Origin of the sequence: Lelliottia sp. 489, from assembly GCF_050435885.1 — a bacterium.
Taxonomy (GTDB): domain Bacteria; phylum Pseudomonadota; class Gammaproteobacteria; order Enterobacterales; family Enterobacteriaceae; genus Enterobacter; species Enterobacter nimipressuralis.
The window spans coordinates 1,058,658-1,078,179 of sequence record NZ_JBNDLC010000001.1 but is presented as its reverse complement, the minus strand read 5'-3'; the positions used below and the strand labels follow the sequence as shown (position 1 = coordinate 1,078,179).

Genomic DNA, 19,522 nt, shown 5'->3' with positions numbered 1-19,522 from the left:
ATAAATCATATGCTTATTTGATCCATCCTCCCGCAAGTAAAGTAATGAAAACGTTAACGGAATTGATATTATTGTGAACGCGGTATCCTAATATCAATAACACCAATGTAGTAATAATGTTATTGCAGGGATTAAATAGTTTATTAACTAACGTAATAACTTTAGTAACTAAAAATAGCGTTATATTAATACCATGACATCGGCAAAAAAATTAACCAGAACATAATCCGATAAAGAATTCTCAGATTTCAATTTTAAAAGTTTGGAGTTTCTATTATGAGCACTAACGAACGAATTCTTAGTCCTTTCACCTTACCGAATGGTACCGAACTCAAAAACCGTCTGTTGATGGCGCCGATGACCACCTGCACCGGTTATTACGACGGCACGGTGACCAGCGAGCTGGTGGAATACTACCGCGCGCGCTCCGGCAGCATCGGCACCATCATTGTTGAGTGCTGTTTTGTTGACGATCTGGGTCTGGCTTTCCCCGGCGCCATCGGTATCGACAACGACGAGAAAATCGCCGGGCTGGCAAAAATTGCCGAGGCCATCAAATCCAAAGGCTCTAAAGCGCTGCTGCAGATCTACCACGGCGGCCGCATGGTGGACCCGAAACTGATTGGTGGCCGTACCCCTGTCGGCCCAAGCGCCGTGGCCGCACCGCGTGAAGGTGCCGCGACCCCGGTAGCATTAACCGGCGAAGAAGTCGAAGGCATGATCGGGAAATTCGGTGAAGCGGTTCGTCGTGCGATTCAGGCGGGCTTCGACGGCGTCGAAATTCACGGTGCAAACACCTATCTGATCCAGCAGTTTTACTCCCCGAACTCCAACCAGCGCGACGACGAGTGGGGCGGCAGCCGTGACAACCGCGCCAGATTCCCGCTGGCGGTCCTGGATATCACCCATAAAATGGTCCGTCAGTACGCCGACGACGCTTTTATTATCGGCTATCGCTTCTCGCCGGAAGAGATGGAAGTTCCGGGCATCCGTTTTGACGACACGTTGTACCTGCTGGAAAAACTGGCCGCCCGTGGCCTGGATTACCTGCACTTCTCCGTGGGTGCAACGCTGCGTCCGTCCATCGTAGATACGCAAGACCCAACCCCTTTGATCGAGAAATACCACGCCATGCGTTCCGAAACGCTCGCGCAAATTCCGGTGATGGGTGTGGGTGGTGTTGTGAACGCCGCAGACGTTAACGAGGCGCTGGACCACGGTTACGATCTGATTGCTGTGGGTCGCGCGACCATCGCCTATCCGGACTGGACCGACCGCATCCGTGACGGCGAAACTCTGGAGCTGTTTATGGACAGCACCCAGCGTGAAGCGCTGCATATCCCTGAGCCGCTGTGGCGCTTCTCACTGGTGGAAGCGATGATTCGCGACATGAGCATGGGCGAATCAAAATTCAAAGCGGGTGTGTTTGTCGAAACGGTGCAGGATGACACCAACGAACTGGTGATTAACGTCAGCCTCGAAACCGACCGTATTGCCGACATCGAACTGGCGTCTGGCCCAACGCAGGACGTTGAGTTCATCTCTAGCTTCGAAGAGATCCGCAGCCGCATTCTCGACGCGAACACTCCGCACGTGGACGCCATCACCGGCGCGACCAGCCAGAGTGAAGCCGTGAAAAAAGCGGTATCTAAAGCGATGGTCAAATCGAGTAAAGTGCTGGCGGCAGAAGAGGGCGTCGACCCGAACGCTGCCAAAGCATTTGACGTGGTGGTTGTCGGCAGCGGGGGTGCCGGTCTGGCGGCGGCGATTCAGGCTCACGACGAAGGGGCAAGCGTCCTGATTGTCGAGAAAATGCCGACCATCGGCGGGAACACCATTAAAGCTTCTGCCGGGATGAACGCCGCAGAAACCCGCTTCCAGCGCGTAAAAGGCATCCAGGACAGCAAAGAACTGTTTTACCAGGAATCCCTGAAAGGCGGCCATAACAAGAACAACCCGGAACTGCTGCGTCGCTTTGTCGAAAACGCACCAGAGGCGATCGAATGGCTGGCAACGCGCGGGATCATGCTGAATGACATCACCACCACGGGTGGGATGAGCATCGACCGTACCCACCGTCCAAAAGATGGTTCTGCGGTGGGTGGCTACCTGATTAGCGGCCTGGTGCGTAATGTCAACAAACGCCACATCGAGGTGATGCTCGATACCTCCGTGAGTGACATTATCGTGGAAAATGGCGAAGTGACCGGCGTACGTCTGACCACCGAAGAGAACGAAACCCTGACCGTGGCCACCCGCAGCATTGTGATGGCGACCGGCGGTTTCAGCGCCAACAGCAGCATGGTCGTGAAATATCGTCCGGATCTGGACGGTTTCGTTACCACCAACCATAAAGGGGCTACCGGTGGCGGTATCGCGCTGCTGGAACGTATTGGCGCAGGCACCGTCGATATGGGCGAAATTCAGATTCACCCGACCGTTGAGCAAAACACCTCGTACCTGATTTCCGAATCTATCCGTGGTGGCGGCGCTATCCTGGTGAGCCAGAAGGGCAGCCGTTTCTTCAACGAAATGGAGACTCGCGATAAAGTCTCGGCGCAGATTATCGCGCTGCCTGAGAAATACGCTTACATCGTCTTTGATGAGCATGTTCGCGCGAAAAACAAAGCGGCGGATGAGTACATTGCCAAAGGCCTGGTGACCAGCGCCAGCTCGCCAAAAGCGCTGGCCGAAACCCTCGGGATGGATTACCACACCTTCCTCGACACCCTGGAGCGCTACAACGGCTTTGTGGAAAAACAGCACGACGATGATTTTGGTCGCACCACTGCGCTGCGCGCCCCGATCAACGAAGGCCCGTTCCATGCCATTCGTATCGCACCGGGCGTGCACCACACCATGGGCGGCGTGACCATCAACACCGAAACTTGCGTGCTGAACGGCGAACACCAGGTCATTCCGGGTGCCTTCGCGGCGGGTGAAGTGGTCGGCGGTATCCACGGCGGCAACCGTATCGGCGGTAACGCAGTGGCAGATATCATTATTTTTGGTACCCTTGCCGGACACCACGCCGCGATGCGCGCAAAACAGTAGTCTCAATGCCCGGTGGCGCTTGCGCTTGCCGGGCACGGTTTTGTCGGCCGGATACGCGCAGCGCCATCCGGCACTCTAACCGAGGAGCGATTCCATGTCTGACGACCATCGTGTCTACAGCTATTCCGCCACACTCATGGGCTCCCCCATTCTTTTGAAGCTCTTTTCGAATAACGAAGCCCTCGCATCTCGCGTATTTCGCCTCATCAAACAGTACGAAGATCTCCTGACCGTCAACCGCGCACCGTCGCAGGTGATGGACATCAACCAGGCTGCCGGGAAACACCCCGTCAGCGTCAGCCGTGCGGTGTATGAGCTGATCCGCGTCGCGAAGGCCGCAAGCACACTGGAAAACAGCGCCTTCAATCTGGCCATCGGCCCGCTGGTGAAACGCTGGAAGATTGGGTTTCAGGGCGACAGCGTGCCGCCCGCAGAGGAGATCGCAGCGCTGATGGTGCTGACCGATCCGGCTGATGTTTTACTCGACGATACGGCCAGCAGCGTATTCCTGACCAAATCGGGCATGGAGATCGATCTCGGGGCCATCGCCAAAGGCTACATTGCCGACAGGGTGCGCGATTACCTGCGCAAAGAGGGGGAAACCCTCGGCCTGATTAACCTCGGCGGCAATATTCAGACGCTCGGCGCGCCGGAAGGGGGCTGGACCCTCGGCATCAAAACGCCTTTCGGCGGGGCCGATGAGCTGGTCGGTACACTGACGGTGGAGAATAAGTCGGTGGTGACATCGGGTACCTACGAACGCTTCTTCGAATGCGACGGCAAGCGCTACCACCATATTTTGAACCCGCGCACGGGCTATCCGCTGGATAACGAACTCGATAGCGTCACCATTATCTCGACGAACTCCATCGACGGGGATATCTGGACCACGCTGATTTACGGGATGGGCGTGGAGAAGGGCTGTGCCGCGCTGCGCGCGCGGCCTGATATTGAAGCGGTGTTTGTCACCAAAACGAAAGAGGTGGTGCTCTCCTCCATGAAGCATTTCCGCTTCACGCTTCTGGACAATCGCTATCGCCTTACTGGCAATATTGTTTGAGCAGACCCGCCTGCTCCGGCTGCAGCCGGTAGCGATACACCGGACGCCCCGTCGCACCATAGTGAATGCTGGTGAACAGAATATTAATCTGCGCCAGCCAGATCAGATATTTACGGCACGAAACGCGGGAAATACCCACTGAGTTCGCCAGATCGTCGGTGGAAAACTCGGTGTCGGGATGGGCTTCAATCCACTGGCAAATGGTGCGCAGCGTCTGCGGGGTTAAGCCCTTCGGCAGACGCTTGCTGTCTGCCAGCTCCGGCGCGCCGCCGTGCAGCAAACGATCCACATCGGCCTGCTCATAATACTGATGCGAGCCCATCAGCTGCTTCTTCTCCTTCCAGCCGTTCAGCGCCTCTTCAAAACGCGGGAACTGGAAAGGTTTGATCAGATAATCCACCACGCCGTAGTGCATCGACGTCTGAATGGTCGTGGCATCAGACGCCGACGAAATCATGATCACATCAATCGGGCGGCCAGAAGCGCGAATCACCGGCAGCAGGTCGAGACCGTTGTCCTGCTGCATATAGACATCCAGCAGAACCAGATCGACAGGCTGTGCAGGATTATTAATCACCGCTTCGGCCTGATTCAGCGTAGAGGCTACGCCGCAGCAGCTAAACCCCTCAACCCGGTTAACGTACAGACGGTTCAGGTCGGCCACCATGGCATCATCATCGACAATTAAGACATTTATCACGCGATTTTCCTCTCGCTATCCCAGGGGATCTGTACAAAAAATTGAGTAAATACGCCAGGCTCGGATTCGACGGCAATCTCACCGCCCAGTTTTTCGAGCTGCTGGCGAACAAGGAAAAGCCCCACGCCGCGATTTTCACCCTTCGTGGAAAAGCCCTTCGTAAAAATATGTTCCAGCTGCGCAGGATCGATACCCGGCCCGTCATCGCTGATTTCACAGCTGAGCCAGCCATGTTGATAATGCATCAGCAGACCCACTTCGCCCTCAGGCTGGCCGGTCATCGCATCCAGTGCGTTTTCGATCAAATTACCCAGCACGGTAATCAGCACCGTCACCTGTTCCGTATTCGGCGTGTCCGGCACCTGACACTCGTCGGCCAGCGTCAGGGTAAACCCCGCTTCCTTGGCGCGGTTGATTTTACCGAGCAGGAACCCGGCGATGACCGGTGATTTAATTTTATGCTGAATAGCGCCGATATCGGTCTGATAATTCTGCGCGGTCTGAATGACGTACTCTTCGAGCTTGTCGTAGCGCTTCATGTGCAGCAGGCCGAGGATCACGTGCAGCTTATTCATAAACTCATGGGAGTGCGTGCGCAGGGCGTCGACATAGCTCACCATGCCATCCATGCGCTGCATCAGCTCGCGAACCTCGGTCTTGTCGCGAAAGGTGCTGATCGCCCCAATCACTGAATTCTGGCTTCTGACCGGAAAGGTGTTACACAGCAGCAGACGTCCGTTGCAGTCGATCTCCTGATCCTGCAGGGCTTTTCCGGTTTGCGACACCCGGCGCAGGGAGGCGAGCATCGGCATGTGGCGCGGCTCATCGGTGCTGCTGGCGGGCAGGAGCAGGATTTGGCGGGCGGCGTGGTTAATCATGGTCACGCGCCCTTGACTGTCGACGGCAATCACCCCCTCTTTCAGAGACTGGAGCATCGCCTGACGCTGTTCAAACAGGGCGGAGATTTCATAGGGTTCCAGCCCAAACAAAATCCGCTTGAGCAGATGGACCAGCCCCCAGGTGCCGAGCGTACCCATTAGCGCGCTGAAGAGCACCGTCCAGATCGCCCCCCAGCGGCTGCGGCTTATCTGTTCATCGACTTTGTTGAGGGAAATCCCGACAGCGACCACGCCAATCTGCTGGTGATTATCGTCGTACACCGGCGTGAATACGCGCAGCGCTTCGGCCAGCACGCCGTGGTTGACCGAGACGTTCTCCTTCCCTTCCAGCGCGGGTTTGATGTCGTCGCCGATAAAGCGTTTGCCGAGCAGGGTGTTGTTCGGGTGAGAGTAGCGTACGCCCTGCATGTTGGTGACAACCGCGAAAAGCAAATCGTTGCGGCGAGTGATCGCATCAGAGACGGACTGGATGGGGCTGTTTTCCGGCGAGTGTTGCAGGCCGCGTTTCACATCCGGGCTGTCGGCGAGGGTACGGGCGATGGCCAGCGCGGTATCTTTGACGCCGTCGCGCGTGGCGCGGGTGACCTGCATAAAGTAGAGCGCGAACGTCACCAGCAATACCGACCCAATCACGCTGCACACCATCAGCGTGACCAGGGTATTGAGCTTCATCGGGCGCTTGCGCGTCATGGCTAAAGGCTGCAAATCGCTCATCGAAACCCCGTGGATAATTATAAAGGGGTAATTATCGCTGATGACGGCGCTTTCTTAAAGCGATGTAAAAGCTGACGAATGCTCGCCTTTTCGTGACCCCCCTCGCAGGTCATCCATATAAAACACTTTATAGTGTGGGGGAATTCATAAATAAGGAGCAGTTTATGAGCGTTAAGCTGAACGGTTTGGTCACGGAAAGACGCCACGCGGATACGGCGGATATCGACAGGTTGTCGACCCTGGACATGCTGAATGTGATTCATCAGGATGATAAGTGCATTACCGATTCTATTACTCCCTTCTTACCCGTCATTGCCCGTGTGGTCGATAACGCGGCGGCTACACTGAGCCACGGCGGACGGCTGTTTATTGTCGGTGCCGGGGCCTCCGGCCGTGCGGCGCTGCATGCGGCGCTGGAGTTTGCGCCGGGCAAACACCCGGTGATGGGTCTTGATGCCGGAGACGGCGCGGGAAACTACGATCGCGGTGTGGCCGATCTGCAGGCGATGAATTTTGGCGATCACGACATGATGCTGGCGCTCTCTGTCAGCGGCAAAACGCCGTGGGTCTGGGGGGCGATGCGCCACGCCTGGTCACTGGGATCGCCGGTCGCCATCATTACGCATGACGCACAAAGCGAAGCGGCACAGCTGGCGAGTATGGTCATTGCGCCGCAAACCGGGCCAGACGCGGTAGCGGGCTTTACGAATGCCAAAGCGGGGATGGCGCAAAAACTGATCCTCAATATGATTGCGACGGGATTAGCCGTTCGCACGGGCCGGGTTTACAGCAATATGCGCGTGGATCTGGAAGCAAAAAGCACCAAATGGGCCGAACGACAAATTGCGATTGTGATGGAAGCGGGTGGCGGCACGCGTGCCGTCGCTAAAGCGGCGCTGGAGAGCTGCAATCACCACTGTAAGACCGCCGTGCTGATGGTATTGACCGGTCTGGACGCCTGGCAGGCCCGTGAATTGCTCGAACAGAACAATGGATTTATTCGCGTGGCGTTGCAGGAAGCGCCGTAAATCCTGAGGTGGTGAACAAAAAGGTCGCAGATGCGGCCTTTTATGTTTTTGAGATTCTGATGATTAATTGCGTGCGATCAACTTAAGGTAAATCCCTTCACCTTTACCGTCGCCTGACGACAAAAACAGTGCCAAAATGTGACTTTATTCACACTTTTGAACGTGCAATGTGAAAGCAGTAACGTCGTTACCGCTGCAGTAAAGGTTAAACATGGAACAAAACACGACTCGAGGCCTGGGAGGCAAGCTCGCCCTGTGGGCGTTTTACGCATTTTGCGGGTACTTTGCCTGGGCAATGCTCCGCTATTTATGGGTGGTCAGCAAAATTCCGTCTGCGCCGGATATGGTTGTCGAGGGCGATTTAGGTTCAACCAGCGGGAAGTGGATCGGTGCGTTTCTCGGTTTTCTGGTGCTCGGGGCGGTGGGCCTGATACTGGGCGGGATCGCCTGGTACACGCGCCCGCGCGGCGACAACGAGTGAATGGCCGACGGAAAATTGTTAAGGTGAGCGTTTTGTGAAGGAGAGAGCATGGAACTTGCCCACTGGCCCCAACGCTACGAAACCTGGTTAACGGAACACCACGCCACGGATGATGCGGCCCATGACATTTCGCATTTCCGCCGCGTGTGGATGACGGCGCAGCGCATGATGGTGGGGCAACCCGTCGACGCGCTGGTCGTCCTGACGGCCTGTTATTTCCATGACATTGTCAGCCTGCCGAAAAATCATCCGGAACGCAGCCACTCCTCGCGGCTGGCGGCGCGCAAAACCCGGCAAATCCTCACTGATTTTTTCCCGGATTTCCCGGCGGATCGCTTTCCCGCCCTGGAACATGCCATCGAAGCCCACAGCTTCAGCGCCGGGATTGCGCCGCAAACCCTTGAAGCCAAAATTGTTCAGGACGCCGACCGGCTGGAAGCACTCGGTGCGATTGGTCTGGCGCGCGTCTTTGCCGTTTCGGGAGCGCTTGGCGTGGCGCTGTTTGATGCCGACGATCCCTTTGCGGATGAGCGCGAACTTAACGACAAACAGTTTGCCCTCGACCATTTCCAGACCAAACTGCTGCGTCTGCCAGAGACCATGCAAACCGAAATGGGGCGCGAACTGGCGAATCATAACGCGCACTTTTTGGTGCAGTTTATGGCGAAACTCAGCGCGGAGCTGCAGGGCGATTGTCTCGGCAGCGATGCGCAGGTGCTGAGCCGATTCCAGCGCAGTCTGTAGCGTCGAACTATGGTAATCTGTCCCCAGTCTCTTTTGCCCGGTTAAAGGTATGCAGGAAAAACGATCAGTGATACCGCCCGCACTTCTGCTGGCAGAGAAATCCACGGCCACGGTGCAGGCGTTATTAAGCAAACTGCTGACCATCTATGATGCGAAAACGCTGGTCAATGACCTGAATGCGCAAGGTGAAAGCCACTGGAGTCCTGCGATCCTGAAGCGACTGGTCACCAGCGAGCGGGCAGGGCACCGTCTTAGCGAGCGGGAATTCAGCTACCTGCAAAATCTGCTGCCGCGCCCGCCAGCCATTCATCCCAATTATGCTTTCCGCTTTGTCGACCTGTTCGCCGGTATCGGCGGGATCCGCAACGGATTCGAGGCCATCGGCGGTCAGTGTGTCTTTACCAGCGAATGGAACAAACACGCGGTACGCACCTATAAAGCCAACTGGTACTGCGATCCGCATGCCCACCATTTTAACGAAGACATTCGCGATGTGACCTTAAGCCACAAAGCGGGCGTCAGCGATGCAGAGGCGGCGGAGCATATCCGACAAAATATTCCTCAGCATGATGTGTTGCTGGCTGGCTTCCCTTGCCAGCCGTTTTCGCTGGCTGGCGTGTCGAAAAAGAATGCCCTTGGGCGGGCACACGGTTTTGCCTGCGATACGCAGGGCACGCTGTTTTTTGATGTTGTGCGGATTATCGATGCCCGTCGTCCGCCGATTTTTGTGCTGGAAAACGTCAAGAACCTGAAAAGCCACGACGGCGGAAAAACCTTCCGCATTATCATGCAAACGCTGGATGAACTGGGCTACGACGTGGCGGATGCACAGGATATGGGTGCCGATGATCCCAAGATTATCGACGGCAAATACTTCCTGCCGCAGCACCGCGAGCGCATTGTGCTGGTGGGCTTTCGCCGCGACCTGAACCTGAAAGGCAACTTTACGCTGCGCGATATTCCGTCGCGCTATCCGGCGCATCGTCCTTCCGTGGCCGAACTGCTGGAGCCGGTGGTGGACGCCAAATTTATCCTCACGCCGGTACTGTGGAAATATCTCTACCGCTATGCCAAAAAGCATCAGGCGAAAGGCAACGGCTTTGGTTTCGGCATGGTCGACCCGACCAATCCGCACAGCGTCACCCGCACGCTGTCGGCCCGTTATTACAAGGACGGAGCCGAGATCCTGATCGATCGCGGCTGGGATAAAGCGCTCGGAGAAGTGAATTTTGACGACCCGGAGAACCAGCGCCATCGTCCGCGCCGCTTAACGCCGCGCGAATGCGCGCGCCTGATGGGCTTCGAATCGCCTCAGGGTTACCGCTTCCGCATTCCGGTTTCTGATACCCAGGCCTATCGCCAGTTCGGTAACTCCGTGGTGGTGCCTGCGTTTGCGGCGGTGGCAAAACTGCTCGAGTCGCGAATTCAACTGGCTGTCAAATTACGCCTGAGCGAGGCCGTCAATGACGGATGTGCACAATAAGGCGACGCGCAGCAAAAACATGCGTGCCATTGGCACGCGTGACACCGCGATTGAAAAACGGCTGGCAGGGCTTTTAACCCACAGCGGCTTTGCATATCGCGTGCAGGATGCGGCCCTGGCAGGCCGCCCTGATTTCGTCCTCGACGATTATCAATGCATTATCTTTACCCACGGCTGTTTTTGGCACCATCACGACTGTTATCTGTTTAAAGTCCCGGCGACGCGCACCGAATTCTGGCTGACCAAAATCGGCAAGAACGTGGCGCGTGACCAGCGTGATATCACTACGCTGATGGCGCAGGGCTGGCGCGTGTTGATTGTCTGGGAATGTGCCCTGCGGGGCAGATTGAAACTCGATGATGCCGCGCTGACCGAGCGGCTGGAGGAGTGGATCTGCGGCGGCGGTCAAACCGCGCAGATCGACACAAAAGGCATTCACGCGTTTACTGCTTTTCCACCTCACACGGGGTAACGGTCGGTTTCGCCGGGAACAGGTATTTTCCGAGCGTCACCAGTACCACCGCCATAATAATCACCCCCAGCGCTATCCATTCGACGGATGAGAGCACTTCTCCCGCAAAGGTCGTCCCCAGCAATACGGCTACCACCGGGTTGACGTAGGCGTAGCTGGTCGCAACGGCAGGGCTGACGTTGCGGATCAGGAACATGTATGAGTTGATCGCGATAATCGAGCCAAAAATTGCCAGATAACCGACCGCCAGGAAACCGGACAGCGTCGGCATCGTAGTCAGTTTTTCACCGCTCACGGTGGAGACGAAAAGCAGCGCAATGCCCGCCGCCAGCATCTCTATGGCACCGGCCATCATGCCGGAAGGCAGTTCCACTCGTGAACCCAGAACGGAGCCAAATGCCCAGCTCAGGGAGCCAATCAGAATCAGCACCGCGCCCCACGGATTACCGCTCAGGTTCCCGCCGCTGTTGAGCAGAACAATGCCCGCCAGACCTATGGCGATCCCCATCCACTCCAGCTTGCGGGTGCGGATGCCGAACAGTCGGCTAAAGCAGAGGGTAAACAGCGGCACCGTGGCGACCACTACCGCCGCAATACCGGAGGGGACGTTCTGGTGCTCGGCCACCGTCACACCGCCGTTACCGACGGCCAGCAGCAGCAGGCCGATCAGTGCGGCGTTTAACATCGGGCGCAGCGGTGGGAGTTTATGCCCGCGCAGCAGGAGAAATGTCAAAAGCAGCACACCGGCAGAGAGAAAACGCACGCCAGCCATCATCAGCGGTGGCCAACTCTCCACGCCGATACGAATCACAAAATAGGTCGAACCCCAGATGATGTAGAGCGAAAACAGCGCTCCTATAAGGGGTAATAATTGCCGAAAACGCATAATCCTTCACCGCGATATAAAAAGGTCGCATACAGTAAACGTGAAAACTATCGGGCTGGCGAGTCCTTTAATTGTGTCTCTGATGTGAATTATTTGTTGACTTGAGCTGCCTGTTTCAGGGTTTCGCTTTTTGCTCCATACTATTCACTTAATTATCAAAATAAGAAGGATCAGATTTTGGCAGGAAGTAGCTTATTAACATTGCTTGATGATATTGCCACCTTGCTGGATGACATTTCAGTGATGGGAAAACTGGCCGCGAAGAAAACGGCTGGGGTGCTGGGGGATGATTTATCTCTTAACGCGCAGCAGGTGACGGGCGTGCGCGCCAACCGTGAGCTGCCGGTGGTGTGGAGCGTGGCGAAAGGGTCCTTTATCAATAAAGTGATTCTGGTGCCGCTGGCTCTGCTGATCAGCGCCTTTATCCCCTGGGCCATTACGCCGCTGCTGATGATTGGCGGGGCGTTCCTCTGTTACGAAGGCGTCGAGAAAGTGCTGCACTCCTTCGGTTCCCATAAAGACGCAGAGACCCCGCAGGCGCGTCAGCAGCGCCTGGAAGCGCTCGCGGCGAAGGACCCGCAAGCTTTCGAGCGCGATAAGGTGAAAGGGGCCATTCGCACGGACTTTATCCTCTCGGCTGAAATCGTGGCGATCACCCTTGGGATCGTGTCGGAATCGCCGCTGCTTAACCAGGTGCTGGTTCTTTCCGGTATCGCGATTCTGGTCACCGTAGGCGTGTATGGCCTGGTGGGTGTGATCGTGAAACTGGACGACATGGGCTATTGGCTTGAGCAAAAATCCAACGCGCTGGCAAAAGCGGTAGGTAAGGGTCTGCTGGTACTGGCGCCATGGCTGATGAAATCACTCACCATTATCGGCACCCTGGCGATGTTCCTCGTCGGCGGTGGGATTGTGGTACACGGTATTCCACCGCTGCATCACGCCATTGAACATTTCTCCGCTGAATACGGAGCGGTGGTGGCAGCGATAGCACCGATGATCGCTAACCTGGTGATTGGCTTCATTATTGGCGCCATCGTGATTGCCGCCGTGAAGGGCATCGAAAAGCTGCGCGGGGTTTCGCACTAATTGTTCCCTGCGTCACTATGCAAAAATGCCATTCCTCGTCTAGATTGAAACAGTTTCACCCTGATACAGGAGGCGGGTATGGTCTTTGTGGTCAGTGATGAAGTTAAGTCAAAAAAGGGTGGTCCACCAATGATTGTCACCGGCTATTCCAGCGGTATGGTGGAGTGCCGGTGGTACGACGGGTACGGCATCAAGCGGGAAGCGTTTCGTGAAGACGAGCTTCTGCCTGGTGACGGACGACAGCGTCGCGACACGGCTTAATCACGCAACGCCCGGCATGTCCGGGCGTTTTTGTTGACTATCGTCCTGCGCAGTGCTTGTCTTAAGATATCGAACCGCGGCGTTGGGTTATAAGCGGATGATGCAAGATTTCAGCAGGGAGTGTCTGTGCAGCGCGATGTCTATAAAGCAAAAAAGCAATTTCTGGAACGGTTACGCCATCATCCGGGAAAAATTGTTAATCTCTGTTTTTTGGTTGTCCTCATTTTTTCTACGATCCTGACCTGGCGCGAAGTGGTGGTGCTTGAAGAGGCGTACATCTCAAGCCAGCAAAACCATCTGGAAAATGTCGCCAACTCCCTCGACCGACAGCTTCAGTTCAGCATTGATAAACTGCTCTTTTTTCGTCACAGCATGGGCGATGCGCTGCAAACGCCGCTCGGCTTTCGCGTGTTGCACGATGCGGTAACCAGCTTCAACCGCCTGCGCACCGACCCCTTCTGGCAGCTGGATGTCGACCAGCAGCGCACCTTGCCCATTAGCGGCGTCTCAGACGCGACGGTGGCGCGCACGACTTTGCTGGCGCGGGATAATCAGCGCATCGGCAACGAACTCTCCGCCGCGCTGGAGGTGGGGTATTTACTGCGTCTCGCCACCTCGACCACCGGTAAAGAGCGGCGCGTCTCGTACGTCTCGCGGGCGGGGTTTTTCCTCTCAACAGATCCCTCACCGCTCAATCACACCCTGATCTCGCGTTATTACGAGCTGGTGACGCGCCCGTGGTTTACCGAGCAGACCGAGCGGCAAAACCGCGCGCGCGGCGTGCGCTGGTTTATGGCGCCGGTATCCGGGGCGCAGGAAGAGCGGGTGATCACCGCCAGCCTGCCGGTCTATCTGGACCACTACTGGTACGGCGTGCTGGCGATGGATTTCACCCTCCCGACCATGAAGCAACTGCTGACGGAAGCCGTCGATAAGCGCACGGACGGCGAGTATCAGCTTTACGACAGCCGCCTCAACCTGATCACCACCTCCGAGCCGCCGGACGGCCTGGTGAATCAGTTTGACGAGCGCGAGCGGGCGCAAATTGCCCACGCCATCGAAGGCGACACGGAAGGGGGGATTCGACTGAATTCGCGCTATGTCAGCTGGGAGCGCCTCGATCATTTTGATGGCGTGGTGCTGCGGGTTCATACCCTGCAGGAGGGCGTTAACGGTGAGTTCGGTAGCATCAGCATTGCGCTGGCCCTGCTGTGGGCGCTCTTTACGGCGATGCTGCTGATTTCCTGGCTGGTGATTCGCCGGATGGTCAGCAACATGTACCGGATGCAACATTCCCTGCAGTGGCAGGCGTGGCACGACCCGCTGACGCGCCTGAACAATCGCGGTGCTTTGTTCGAACGGGCGAAGGTGCTGGCCGAAGAGTGCCGCCAGCAGAAATTGCCGTTCTCCGTGATTCAGATCGATCTGGACCATTTCAAAAGCATTAACGACAGATTCGGCCACCAGGCGGGCGATAAAGTGTTGTGCCACGCAGCCGGGCTGATCGCCAGCGCGTTACGCACCAGCGACGTGGCCGGGCGTGTCGGTGGCGAAGAGTTTTGCGTGGTGCTGCCAGGGGCCACGACGCAGGAGGCGGCAAATGTCGCCGAGCGTATTCGCGCCTGTATCAATCGCAAAGAGATTCTGGTGATGAAGAGTACCACCACGCGGATCAGCGCCTCGCTCGGGGTGAGCAGTACGGAGGAGAACGGTAATTACGACTTCCCGCAGCTGCAATCCATTGCTGATATGCGCCTCTACCTGGCGAAGCAGCAGGGGAGAAATCAGGTGATGTGGCGCGATGCCGATAAGAAATGATCGAGTCCTTCACTCCAGCCATCCGGTCCTGGTTGGGTGGTATGATAGACCCGCTCAGGAATGTCATCCTGCAGCTGAATGCCGAAACGGTTAATGCCTTTTACCACCACGGCGTAATCGACGTTATCGAGCAGCGGGGCGTCATTCGGGCCATCTCCCAGCCCGATGGTGGTGGGAACAAATCCCTCGCGTTTGCGGTACTCGTCGATCAGCCAGTTCACCGCCTGATCTTTACCGCCGCGCGCGTCCAGAATGTGCCAGAACCGTGCTCCCTGCACGAACTTCAGGCCGAGCTGGACCAGTTCGGCTTCAAACTGCGTCATACGCTCATCGCTGTCGCGCCAGATAAGGGTAATCGAGGCTTCATGCAGTCGCGCCAGCGCTGAGCGCTCGCGGTTAAGCCCGGTCCATTCCCCGATGACCCGTTCATCGACATCATCGAAGGTAGTGAATTTATACCCGGTGCGCTCACGTATCGGATCAATCAGACGGCGAATCTCAGTGTGTGGTGTCCCGTTAATCAGGCGCGGCGCGTCGGGGTGATCGTCCCAGCGTACGTCGAGCTGAATAACCGCGCCGTTTTCGGCGATAAAGGGCAACCCTTCCAGCCCCAAATCCTGCTGAATTTCGAGCGTTTCGGCAGCCGTTTTGCTGCTGCATAAAATGACCGGAATCTGATGGTCCTGCAATTTATTCAGCCAGGACGTGGCGGGGCGCCAGTCATAGGTATGAATATCCAGCAGCGTACCGTCGAGGTCGGTAAAAATCAGCAGCGTCTCCTTAAATAGGGACATAGCATCTCCTGAAAGGTGTTGTGCCTGAGATTAATCCTAAAACAAATTTTGCATAAGCAGTCCCGATTCCGGAACCGATCCCGCCGACCCGCATGGAGCAAGGGCCGCGATTCATAATCAAAACTGACAGTTACCGCAAATAGCATTTATGAAAGGAATATATCCTTGTCATGCAATTTTATTGGGGATAAGGTAAATCCCACATCAGATTTCCTGGTGTAACGAATTTACAAGTGCTTCTTGCATAAGCAAGTTTGATCCCGGTCATCCCCATGACCGGGATTTTTTTCGCCTCACCGATTCACTTCGCTGACACTGAAATCATGAATGTCTAATTCGAACGCCTCGGCCAGCTCACGGTAGGTGTGATAATCCCGTCCGTCGATGCTCACGCGCGTAGGGTCATCTTCCGCACGCTTCACTTCGCTCTCACTGATTTCGTTAATCGCGGCCAGCAGGGCATCGACATCGACGTTCACCTCACGTTTCGCCGTGTCGCTGTACTCTTTCGCGGTCTTCATTCTTCATACCTCATTTCGCCGTTCCCAGCGTTAAGTATAGACTGCCCACAAAAGCGCCATTCACTCTTGCAACCGCTGCCAGTTGCTGCGTTTTGTTCTAAACTGGCTCAAAACCACAGGAGGATTTTATGAAGGTCAACGATCGGGTCACCGTCAAGACGGACGGCGGACCGCGCCGCCCAGGCGTAGTACTGGCAGTGGAACAGTTCAACGAAGGCATCATGTATCTGGTGTCGCTGGAAGATTACCCGCTCGGCATCTGGTTCTTTAACGAGATTGGCCACTCTGACGGAATCTTTGTGGAAAAAGCAGAATCTGAGTAAGACGGTGTCGGGTGAGGAGAACTCGCCCGGCCCAAAACGAAAAATCTCTGGCCAGGCCAGAGATTGATATGTGTGAAGAGTGAAATTATCAGCGCATATTGACAAAAATACCGTTAGTCACATTATCTGTCAGACGAACAACATGATAGATGACCTGTTTATTATGCGTTTTTATTTTCCTTTTAATATTACCCTTATGTGACGATACCGTTTTTGCTTTGATATTCATCTGGTCAGAGATTTGAATTGTGCCTTGTCCCGCCATCCACATTCTCAGCATACTCGATTCAGTACGGCTTAATGATAACGTGGGTAAGTTAAACTCAGCTACACTCTTTGTCTCTTTATTCAAATAATCACCCAAAATGTCATCCAGCGACTCGGGCTTAATTGATTTAGAACTGATTAAAAGGTTTTTACGCACTAGCAAATATTCATCGAAATGGATATTTGCAATGGCCATAAAAACAATAAACAGGGTTTTAGGATGTTGATTAATGATCTGCTTAATGTGCTGACTGTTGGCTGGATCGTGAATGAAACAGTCCTCATTAATAAACACCACGCCAGGCTTGTAAGTATCACAAGCGGCTGCAAGTTCGCCAACATCATGAACATCGTTGATGTCTCGCTTTTTAACCCCTCTGCTGGTCAGATACCCGGTTAGCCCTAGCCGGGTGTAACTGCATAAATCCATAATGATCGTTGACATGGCATACCCTCACTCAATGCGTAACGATAATTCACCATCTGCCTGAGAGCTCATAAACAGCCATACGGGATGGAATAAAAGGTATAAACCTGTGAGCAATACAAAGACTTTCAGGCGAACTCACTATCCCGTAAAGTTACGTATAATTTGCCAGGAATCATCTTAAAGTAAAGTAAATGTTGAGTAATGTGAAGGGCATAAAAACAAATAAACCGCACCAGATATATCCTGGTAGATGTTTTTCATGTTTTATTTTAAGAATATCCTTAGAGAGACAATATAAACATCAAGGATTAATATTCTTGGGTAGCTCGTGAACAATATCGGCCAGAAGATTAAACAGTTCGCCAAATAAATGTTCACAGAAGGGGGCGATAAGTGGCATTAACAAGCCCATCAATATCAGGCCGACGGTTAAGGTGATCGGGAAGCCAATGACAAATACCGACAGCTGCGGCGCCATACGGTTCAGTAACCCGAGCGCGAGGTTTACGGTCAGGAGAAGCGTAATGACCGGCAGCGCCAGCATCAGGCCGTTGAGGAAAATCAGCCCGGCCGCACGGACCAGCGCCATAAACGCATTGCTGTTCACCGGGTTTCCGCCGATCGGCAGCGTGTGGAAGGTATCCACCAGCATCGAAATCAGCCACAGGTGGCCATTGAAGGTTAAGAACAGCAGCAGCGCCAGCATATCGATGATACGAGCCAGCACCGGCATGTTGAGGTGGCTACCCGGGTCAATGAACGTGGCGAAGGACAGACCCATCTGCAGGCCGATCAGCTCACCGGCGGTACGGATGGCCGCAAACGCCAGCTGCATGGTAAAGCCAATCGCCACGCCAATCAGCACCTGCTGTAGCGCAAGCCAGACGGCCTGCGGGGAGAAAATCGCGACATTGACCGGCGGCAGATTAGGGGCAATCACAAAGGTAATCAGCATCCCCAGCCCAATTTTGACGCGCTTGGGGATCGATTTTTCGCTCAGCACAGGGGCGGTCATGATCAGCGCCATCACGCGCAGCAGCGGCCAGAAATAGAGTCCGAGCCACTGTACAAACTGGTCGCTGGTGAAATGTAGCATTCAGCCGATCAGCCGATGATGTACGGCAGATTGGTAAACAGGTTGCGCATGTAGTCGAGCAACAGGTTTAACATCCACGGCCCGGCGATGATAATCGCCACGAAAACCGCGATGATTTTCGGAATGAAGGAGAGCGTCATTTCGTTAATCTGCGTCGCGGCCTGCAAAATACTGATGACCAGACCGGTGACCAGCGCCACCAGCAGCAGAGGGGCGGCCACGGAAATGGCGACTTTCATCGCTTCCGTGCCCATCATCATGACCGATTCGGGTGTCATTCGGCGTGCCTCAACTGTAGAAACTCTGCGCCAGCGATCCGACCAGCAGTTGCCAGCCGTCGACCAGCACAAAGAGCATGATCTTAAAGGGCAGGGCAATGGTGGCGGGGGGCACCATCATCATCCCGAGCGCCATCAGCACGCTGGCGATCACCAGGTCGATAATCAGGAACGGGATAAAAATGGTGAAGCCAATCTGGAACGCGGTTTTCAGCTCGCTGGTCACGTAAGCCGGCAGCAGAATGCGCATTGGCACCGCTTCAGGTCCCTGAATCGGGCCGGTGTTCGCCAGGCGAGCAAACAACGCTAAATCCGCTTCACGGGTCTGGCGCAGCATAAATTCTCGCAGCGGCTGAGCGCCTTTTTCGAGCGCCACCTGCATGGAAATTTTGTCTTCACTGAACGGCTGATAGGCGTCGGCGTATATCTTGTCGATCACCGGCGACATAATAAAAAAGGTCAGAAACAGGGCTAATCCGAGCAGCACCTGGTTCGGCGGCGCGGAGGGCGTACCAAGCGCATTTCGCAGCAAACCAAAGACGATGATGATACGGGTGAAGCTGGTCATCATCAGTAGAACGGCCGGGATAAAGGTCAGGGCGGTGATAAACACCAGCGTCTGAACCGGCAGGGACCAGCTTTGACCACCACCAGCAATGGGGGTCGAAATCAGACCGGGTAATTGGGCATAGACCGCGGGAGTAAACAGGGCGAGGCCTGCCAGCGTAAGGGACAACAAACGGCGCATCAGGATCTCCCGGAACGCTTAAGCAAACTCTTCATAACGGACTGAAAATCCGCTGGACTCTCTGCGTTCTCTGGCACCGTTTCCGGCGCAGGAGGCAGTTTATGCAGCACAGTAATTTGTGATGCCGTCACGCCCAATACCAGGCGCGCATCTTCTACTTCAACGATCACCACGCGCTCGCGGGGGCCGAGCGACGTACTGGCGCTCACTTTAAGACCGCGCGCGTGGGCGGTTTTACCCGCCAGGCCAAAACGTTTAGCCAGCCACGCGACGATCAAAATAAAGGCAATAATACCGAACAGCGCGCCGCTCACCTGAAGCAGCGGCGAGCCGGGAACCGCAGAGGGCTGTGATACCGTTGCCTGAGTTTTCATGC

Annotated in this window: 21 protein-coding genes; 11 read left to right on the top strand and 10 right to left on the bottom strand. The window is 55.4% G+C overall.

The genetic code is table 11. From position 1 onward, the window contains the following. Window positions 1–276: 276 nt before the first annotated feature. Together ABIE11_RS05440 and ABIE11_RS05435 are read left to right on the top strand one after the other, a co-directional pair. A complete protein-coding gene (locus ABIE11_RS05440) occupies window positions 277–3,054 on the top strand; it encodes a flavocytochrome c (RefSeq protein WP_102104042.1) in 2,778 nt (925 codons plus the stop codon). A 94-nt stretch (window positions 3,055–3,148) separates the two neighbouring features. Further along, complete coding sequence (locus ABIE11_RS05435) at window positions 3,149–4,114, top strand: FAD:protein FMN transferase (protein ID WP_429184106.1); 966 nt, start codon at window positions 3,149–3,151, stop codon at window positions 4,112–4,114. Here the strand turns inward: ABIE11_RS05435 and dcuR are convergent. Beyond that, complete coding sequence (dcuR, locus tag ABIE11_RS05430; protein WP_100779675.1) at window positions 4,095–4,814, bottom strand: two-component system response regulator DcuR; 720 nt, start codon at window positions 4,812–4,814, stop codon at window positions 4,095–4,097. The genes ABIE11_RS05435 and dcuR overlap by 20 nt on opposite strands. Next, on the bottom strand, window positions 4,811–6,427 hold the full coding sequence (locus ABIE11_RS05425) for a sensor histidine kinase (protein ID WP_102104040.1): 1,617 nt from the start codon (window positions 6,425–6,427) through the stop codon (window positions 4,811–4,813). The genes dcuR and ABIE11_RS05425 overlap by 4 nt, the downstream gene beginning before the upstream one ends. Window positions 6,428–6,591: 164 nt before the next feature. Here ABIE11_RS05425 and ABIE11_RS05420 point away from each other — a divergent pair, with 164 nt between their 5' ends. From ABIE11_RS05420 to ABIE11_RS05400, 5 genes are all read left to right on the top strand, one after another. Next, window positions 6,592–7,455 carry an N-acetylmuramic acid 6-phosphate etherase gene (locus ABIE11_RS05420; protein WP_429184105.1) on the top strand — a complete coding sequence of 288 codons (864 nt, stop codon included), beginning with the start codon at window positions 6,592–6,594 and terminating at the stop codon, window positions 7,453–7,455. 211 nt (window positions 7,456–7,666) lie between these two features. Continuing rightward, entirely contained in the window at window positions 7,667–7,936 is a 270-nt protein-coding gene (gene drpB, locus ABIE11_RS05415; RefSeq protein WP_102104038.1) for a cell division protein DrpB, read from the top strand. Window positions 7,937–7,984: 48 nt separating this feature from the next. Beyond that, window positions 7,985–8,680 carry a phosphohydrolase gene (locus ABIE11_RS05410; protein ID WP_100779679.1) on the top strand — a complete coding sequence of 232 codons (696 nt, stop codon included), beginning with the start codon at window positions 7,985–7,987 and terminating at the stop codon, window positions 8,678–8,680. Window positions 8,681–8,729: 49 nt separating this feature from the next. After that, window positions 8,730–10,163 (top strand): DNA cytosine methyltransferase, encoded by a 1,434-nt coding sequence (locus ABIE11_RS05405; RefSeq protein WP_429184104.1) that lies wholly within the window; start codon window positions 8,730–8,732, stop codon window positions 10,161–10,163. Next, a complete protein-coding gene (locus tag ABIE11_RS05400; protein WP_194512952.1) occupies window positions 10,144–10,635 on the top strand; it encodes a very short patch repair endonuclease in 492 nt (163 codons plus the stop codon). The genes ABIE11_RS05405 and ABIE11_RS05400 overlap by 20 nt, the downstream gene beginning before the upstream one ends. On the opposite strand, the gene yedA is transcribed toward ABIE11_RS05400, so the two are convergent. After that, on the bottom strand, window positions 10,607–11,521 hold the full coding sequence (gene yedA, locus ABIE11_RS05395; RefSeq protein WP_429184103.1) for a drug/metabolite exporter YedA: 915 nt from the start codon (window positions 11,519–11,521) through the stop codon (window positions 10,607–10,609). The genes ABIE11_RS05400 and yedA overlap by 29 nt on opposite strands. A gap of 177 nt (window positions 11,522–11,698) precedes the next feature. Between yedA and ABIE11_RS05390 the strand changes: the two genes are divergently transcribed. From ABIE11_RS05390 to dgcQ, 3 genes are all read left to right on the top strand, one after another. Then, a complete protein-coding gene (locus ABIE11_RS05390; protein ID WP_100779682.1) occupies window positions 11,699–12,610 on the top strand; it encodes a DUF808 domain-containing protein in 912 nt (303 codons plus the stop codon). A gap of 78 nt (window positions 12,611–12,688) precedes the next feature. Further along, a complete protein-coding gene (locus tag ABIE11_RS05385; RefSeq protein ID WP_102104034.1) occupies window positions 12,689–12,871 on the top strand; it encodes a YodC family protein in 183 nt (60 codons plus the stop codon). Between the two features lie 126 nt (window positions 12,872–12,997). Then, a complete protein-coding gene (gene dgcQ / locus ABIE11_RS05380) occupies window positions 12,998–14,689 on the top strand; it encodes a cellulose biosynthesis regulator diguanylate cyclase DgcQ (RefSeq protein ID WP_312154500.1) in 1,692 nt (563 codons plus the stop codon). Here dgcQ and ABIE11_RS05375 read toward each other — a convergent pair. Both ABIE11_RS05375 and yodD read right to left on the bottom strand, forming a co-directional pair. Next, a complete protein-coding gene (locus ABIE11_RS05375) occupies window positions 14,656–15,483 on the bottom strand; it encodes a mannosyl-3-phosphoglycerate phosphatase-related protein (protein ID WP_429184102.1) in 828 nt (275 codons plus the stop codon). The two genes, dgcQ and ABIE11_RS05375, sit on opposite strands and share 34 nt — an antisense overlap. Window positions 15,484–15,776: 293 nt before the next feature. After that, window positions 15,777–16,004 carry a YodD family peroxide/acid resistance protein gene (gene yodD / locus ABIE11_RS05370; protein WP_100779685.1) on the bottom strand — a complete coding sequence of 76 codons (228 nt, stop codon included), beginning with the start codon at window positions 16,002–16,004 and terminating at the stop codon, window positions 15,777–15,779. A 128-nt stretch (window positions 16,005–16,132) separates the two neighbouring features. On the opposite strand from yodD, the gene dsrB reads away from it, so the two are divergent. After that, window positions 16,133–16,327, top strand: a complete 195-nt coding sequence (gene dsrB / locus ABIE11_RS05365) for a protein DsrB (RefSeq protein WP_181826524.1) — start codon at window positions 16,133–16,135, stop codon at window positions 16,325–16,327. Window positions 16,328–16,415: 88 nt separating this feature from the next. On the opposite strand, the gene rcsA is transcribed toward dsrB, so the two are convergent. From rcsA to fliO, 5 genes are all read right to left on the bottom strand, one after another. Then, complete coding sequence (gene rcsA / locus ABIE11_RS05360) at window positions 16,416–17,039, bottom strand: transcriptional regulator RcsA (protein WP_100779687.1); 624 nt, start codon at window positions 17,037–17,039, stop codon at window positions 16,416–16,418. Between the two features lie 286 nt (window positions 17,040–17,325). After that, window positions 17,326–18,120, bottom strand: coding sequence for a flagellar biosynthetic protein FliR (fliR, locus tag ABIE11_RS05355; protein ID WP_429184101.1), 795 nt, complete (start codon window positions 18,118–18,120; stop codon window positions 17,326–17,328). Window positions 18,121–18,128: 8 nt separating this feature from the next. After that, on the bottom strand, window positions 18,129–18,398 hold the full coding sequence (fliQ, locus tag ABIE11_RS05350; protein ID WP_039032550.1) for a flagellar biosynthesis protein FliQ: 270 nt from the start codon (window positions 18,396–18,398) through the stop codon (window positions 18,129–18,131). 10 nt (window positions 18,399–18,408) lie between these two features. After that, window positions 18,409–19,146 carry a flagellar type III secretion system pore protein FliP gene (fliP, locus tag ABIE11_RS05345; RefSeq protein ID WP_231275932.1) on the bottom strand — a complete coding sequence of 246 codons (738 nt, stop codon included), beginning with the start codon at window positions 19,144–19,146 and terminating at the stop codon, window positions 18,409–18,411. Next, the gene (gene fliO, locus ABIE11_RS05340; protein WP_107703322.1) at window positions 19,146–19,520 is read right to left on the bottom strand and encodes a flagellar biosynthetic protein FliO; all 375 of its coding nucleotides are present in this window, start codon (window positions 19,518–19,520) and stop codon (window positions 19,146–19,148) included. The genes fliP and fliO overlap by 1 nt, the downstream gene beginning before the upstream one ends. Window positions 19,521–19,522 lie beyond the last annotated feature (2 nt).

Coding starts and splice junctions, on each gene's coding strand:
- fliQ (WP_039032550.1), bottom strand. CDS start 18,398: ATGACACCCGAATCGGTCATGATGATGGGCACGGAAGCGATGAAAGTC.
- fliO (WP_107703322.1), bottom strand. CDS start 19,520: ATGAAAACTCAGGCAACGGTATCACAGCCCTCTGCGGTTCCCGGCTCG.
- ABIE11_RS05385 (WP_102104034.1), top strand. CDS start 12,689: ATGGTCTTTGTGGTCAGTGATGAAGTTAAGTCAAAAAAGGGTGGTCCA.
- fliR (WP_429184101.1), bottom strand. CDS start 18,120: ATGCTACATTTCACCAGCGACCAGTTTGTACAGTGGCTCGGACTCTAT.
- ABIE11_RS05420 (WP_429184105.1), top strand. CDS start 6,592: ATGAGCGTTAAGCTGAACGGTTTGGTCACGGAAAGACGCCACGCGGAT.
- ABIE11_RS05440 (WP_102104042.1), top strand. CDS start 277: ATGAGCACTAACGAACGAATTCTTAGTCCTTTCACCTTACCGAATGGT.
- dsrB (WP_181826524.1), top strand. CDS start 16,133: ATGAAGGTCAACGATCGGGTCACCGTCAAGACGGACGGCGGACCGCGC.
- ABIE11_RS05435 (WP_429184106.1), top strand. CDS start 3,149: ATGTCTGACGACCATCGTGTCTACAGCTATTCCGCCACACTCATGGGC.
- yodD (WP_100779685.1), bottom strand. CDS start 16,004: ATGAAGACCGCGAAAGAGTACAGCGACACGGCGAAACGTGAGGTGAAC.
- drpB (WP_102104038.1), top strand. CDS start 7,667: ATGGAACAAAACACGACTCGAGGCCTGGGAGGCAAGCTCGCCCTGTGG.
- ABIE11_RS05410 (WP_100779679.1), top strand. CDS start 7,985: ATGGAACTTGCCCACTGGCCCCAACGCTACGAAACCTGGTTAACGGAA.
- ABIE11_RS05400 (WP_194512952.1), top strand. CDS start 10,144: ATGACGGATGTGCACAATAAGGCGACGCGCAGCAAAAACATGCGTGCC.
- rcsA (WP_100779687.1), bottom strand. CDS start 17,039: ATGTCAACGATCATTATGGATTTATGCAGTTACACCCGGCTAGGGCTA.
- ABIE11_RS05425 (WP_102104040.1), bottom strand. CDS start 6,427: ATGAGCGATTTGCAGCCTTTAGCCATGACGCGCAAGCGCCCGATGAAG.
- fliP (WP_231275932.1), bottom strand. CDS start 19,146: ATGCGCCGTTTGTTGTCCCTTACGCTGGCAGGCCTCGCCCTGTTTACT.
- ABIE11_RS05405 (WP_429184104.1), top strand. CDS start 8,730: ATGCAGGAAAAACGATCAGTGATACCGCCCGCACTTCTGCTGGCAGAG.
- yedA (WP_429184103.1), bottom strand. CDS start 11,521: ATGCGTTTTCGGCAATTATTACCCCTTATAGGAGCGCTGTTTTCGCTC.
- ABIE11_RS05375 (WP_429184102.1), bottom strand. CDS start 15,483: ATGTCCCTATTTAAGGAGACGCTGCTGATTTTTACCGACCTCGACGGT.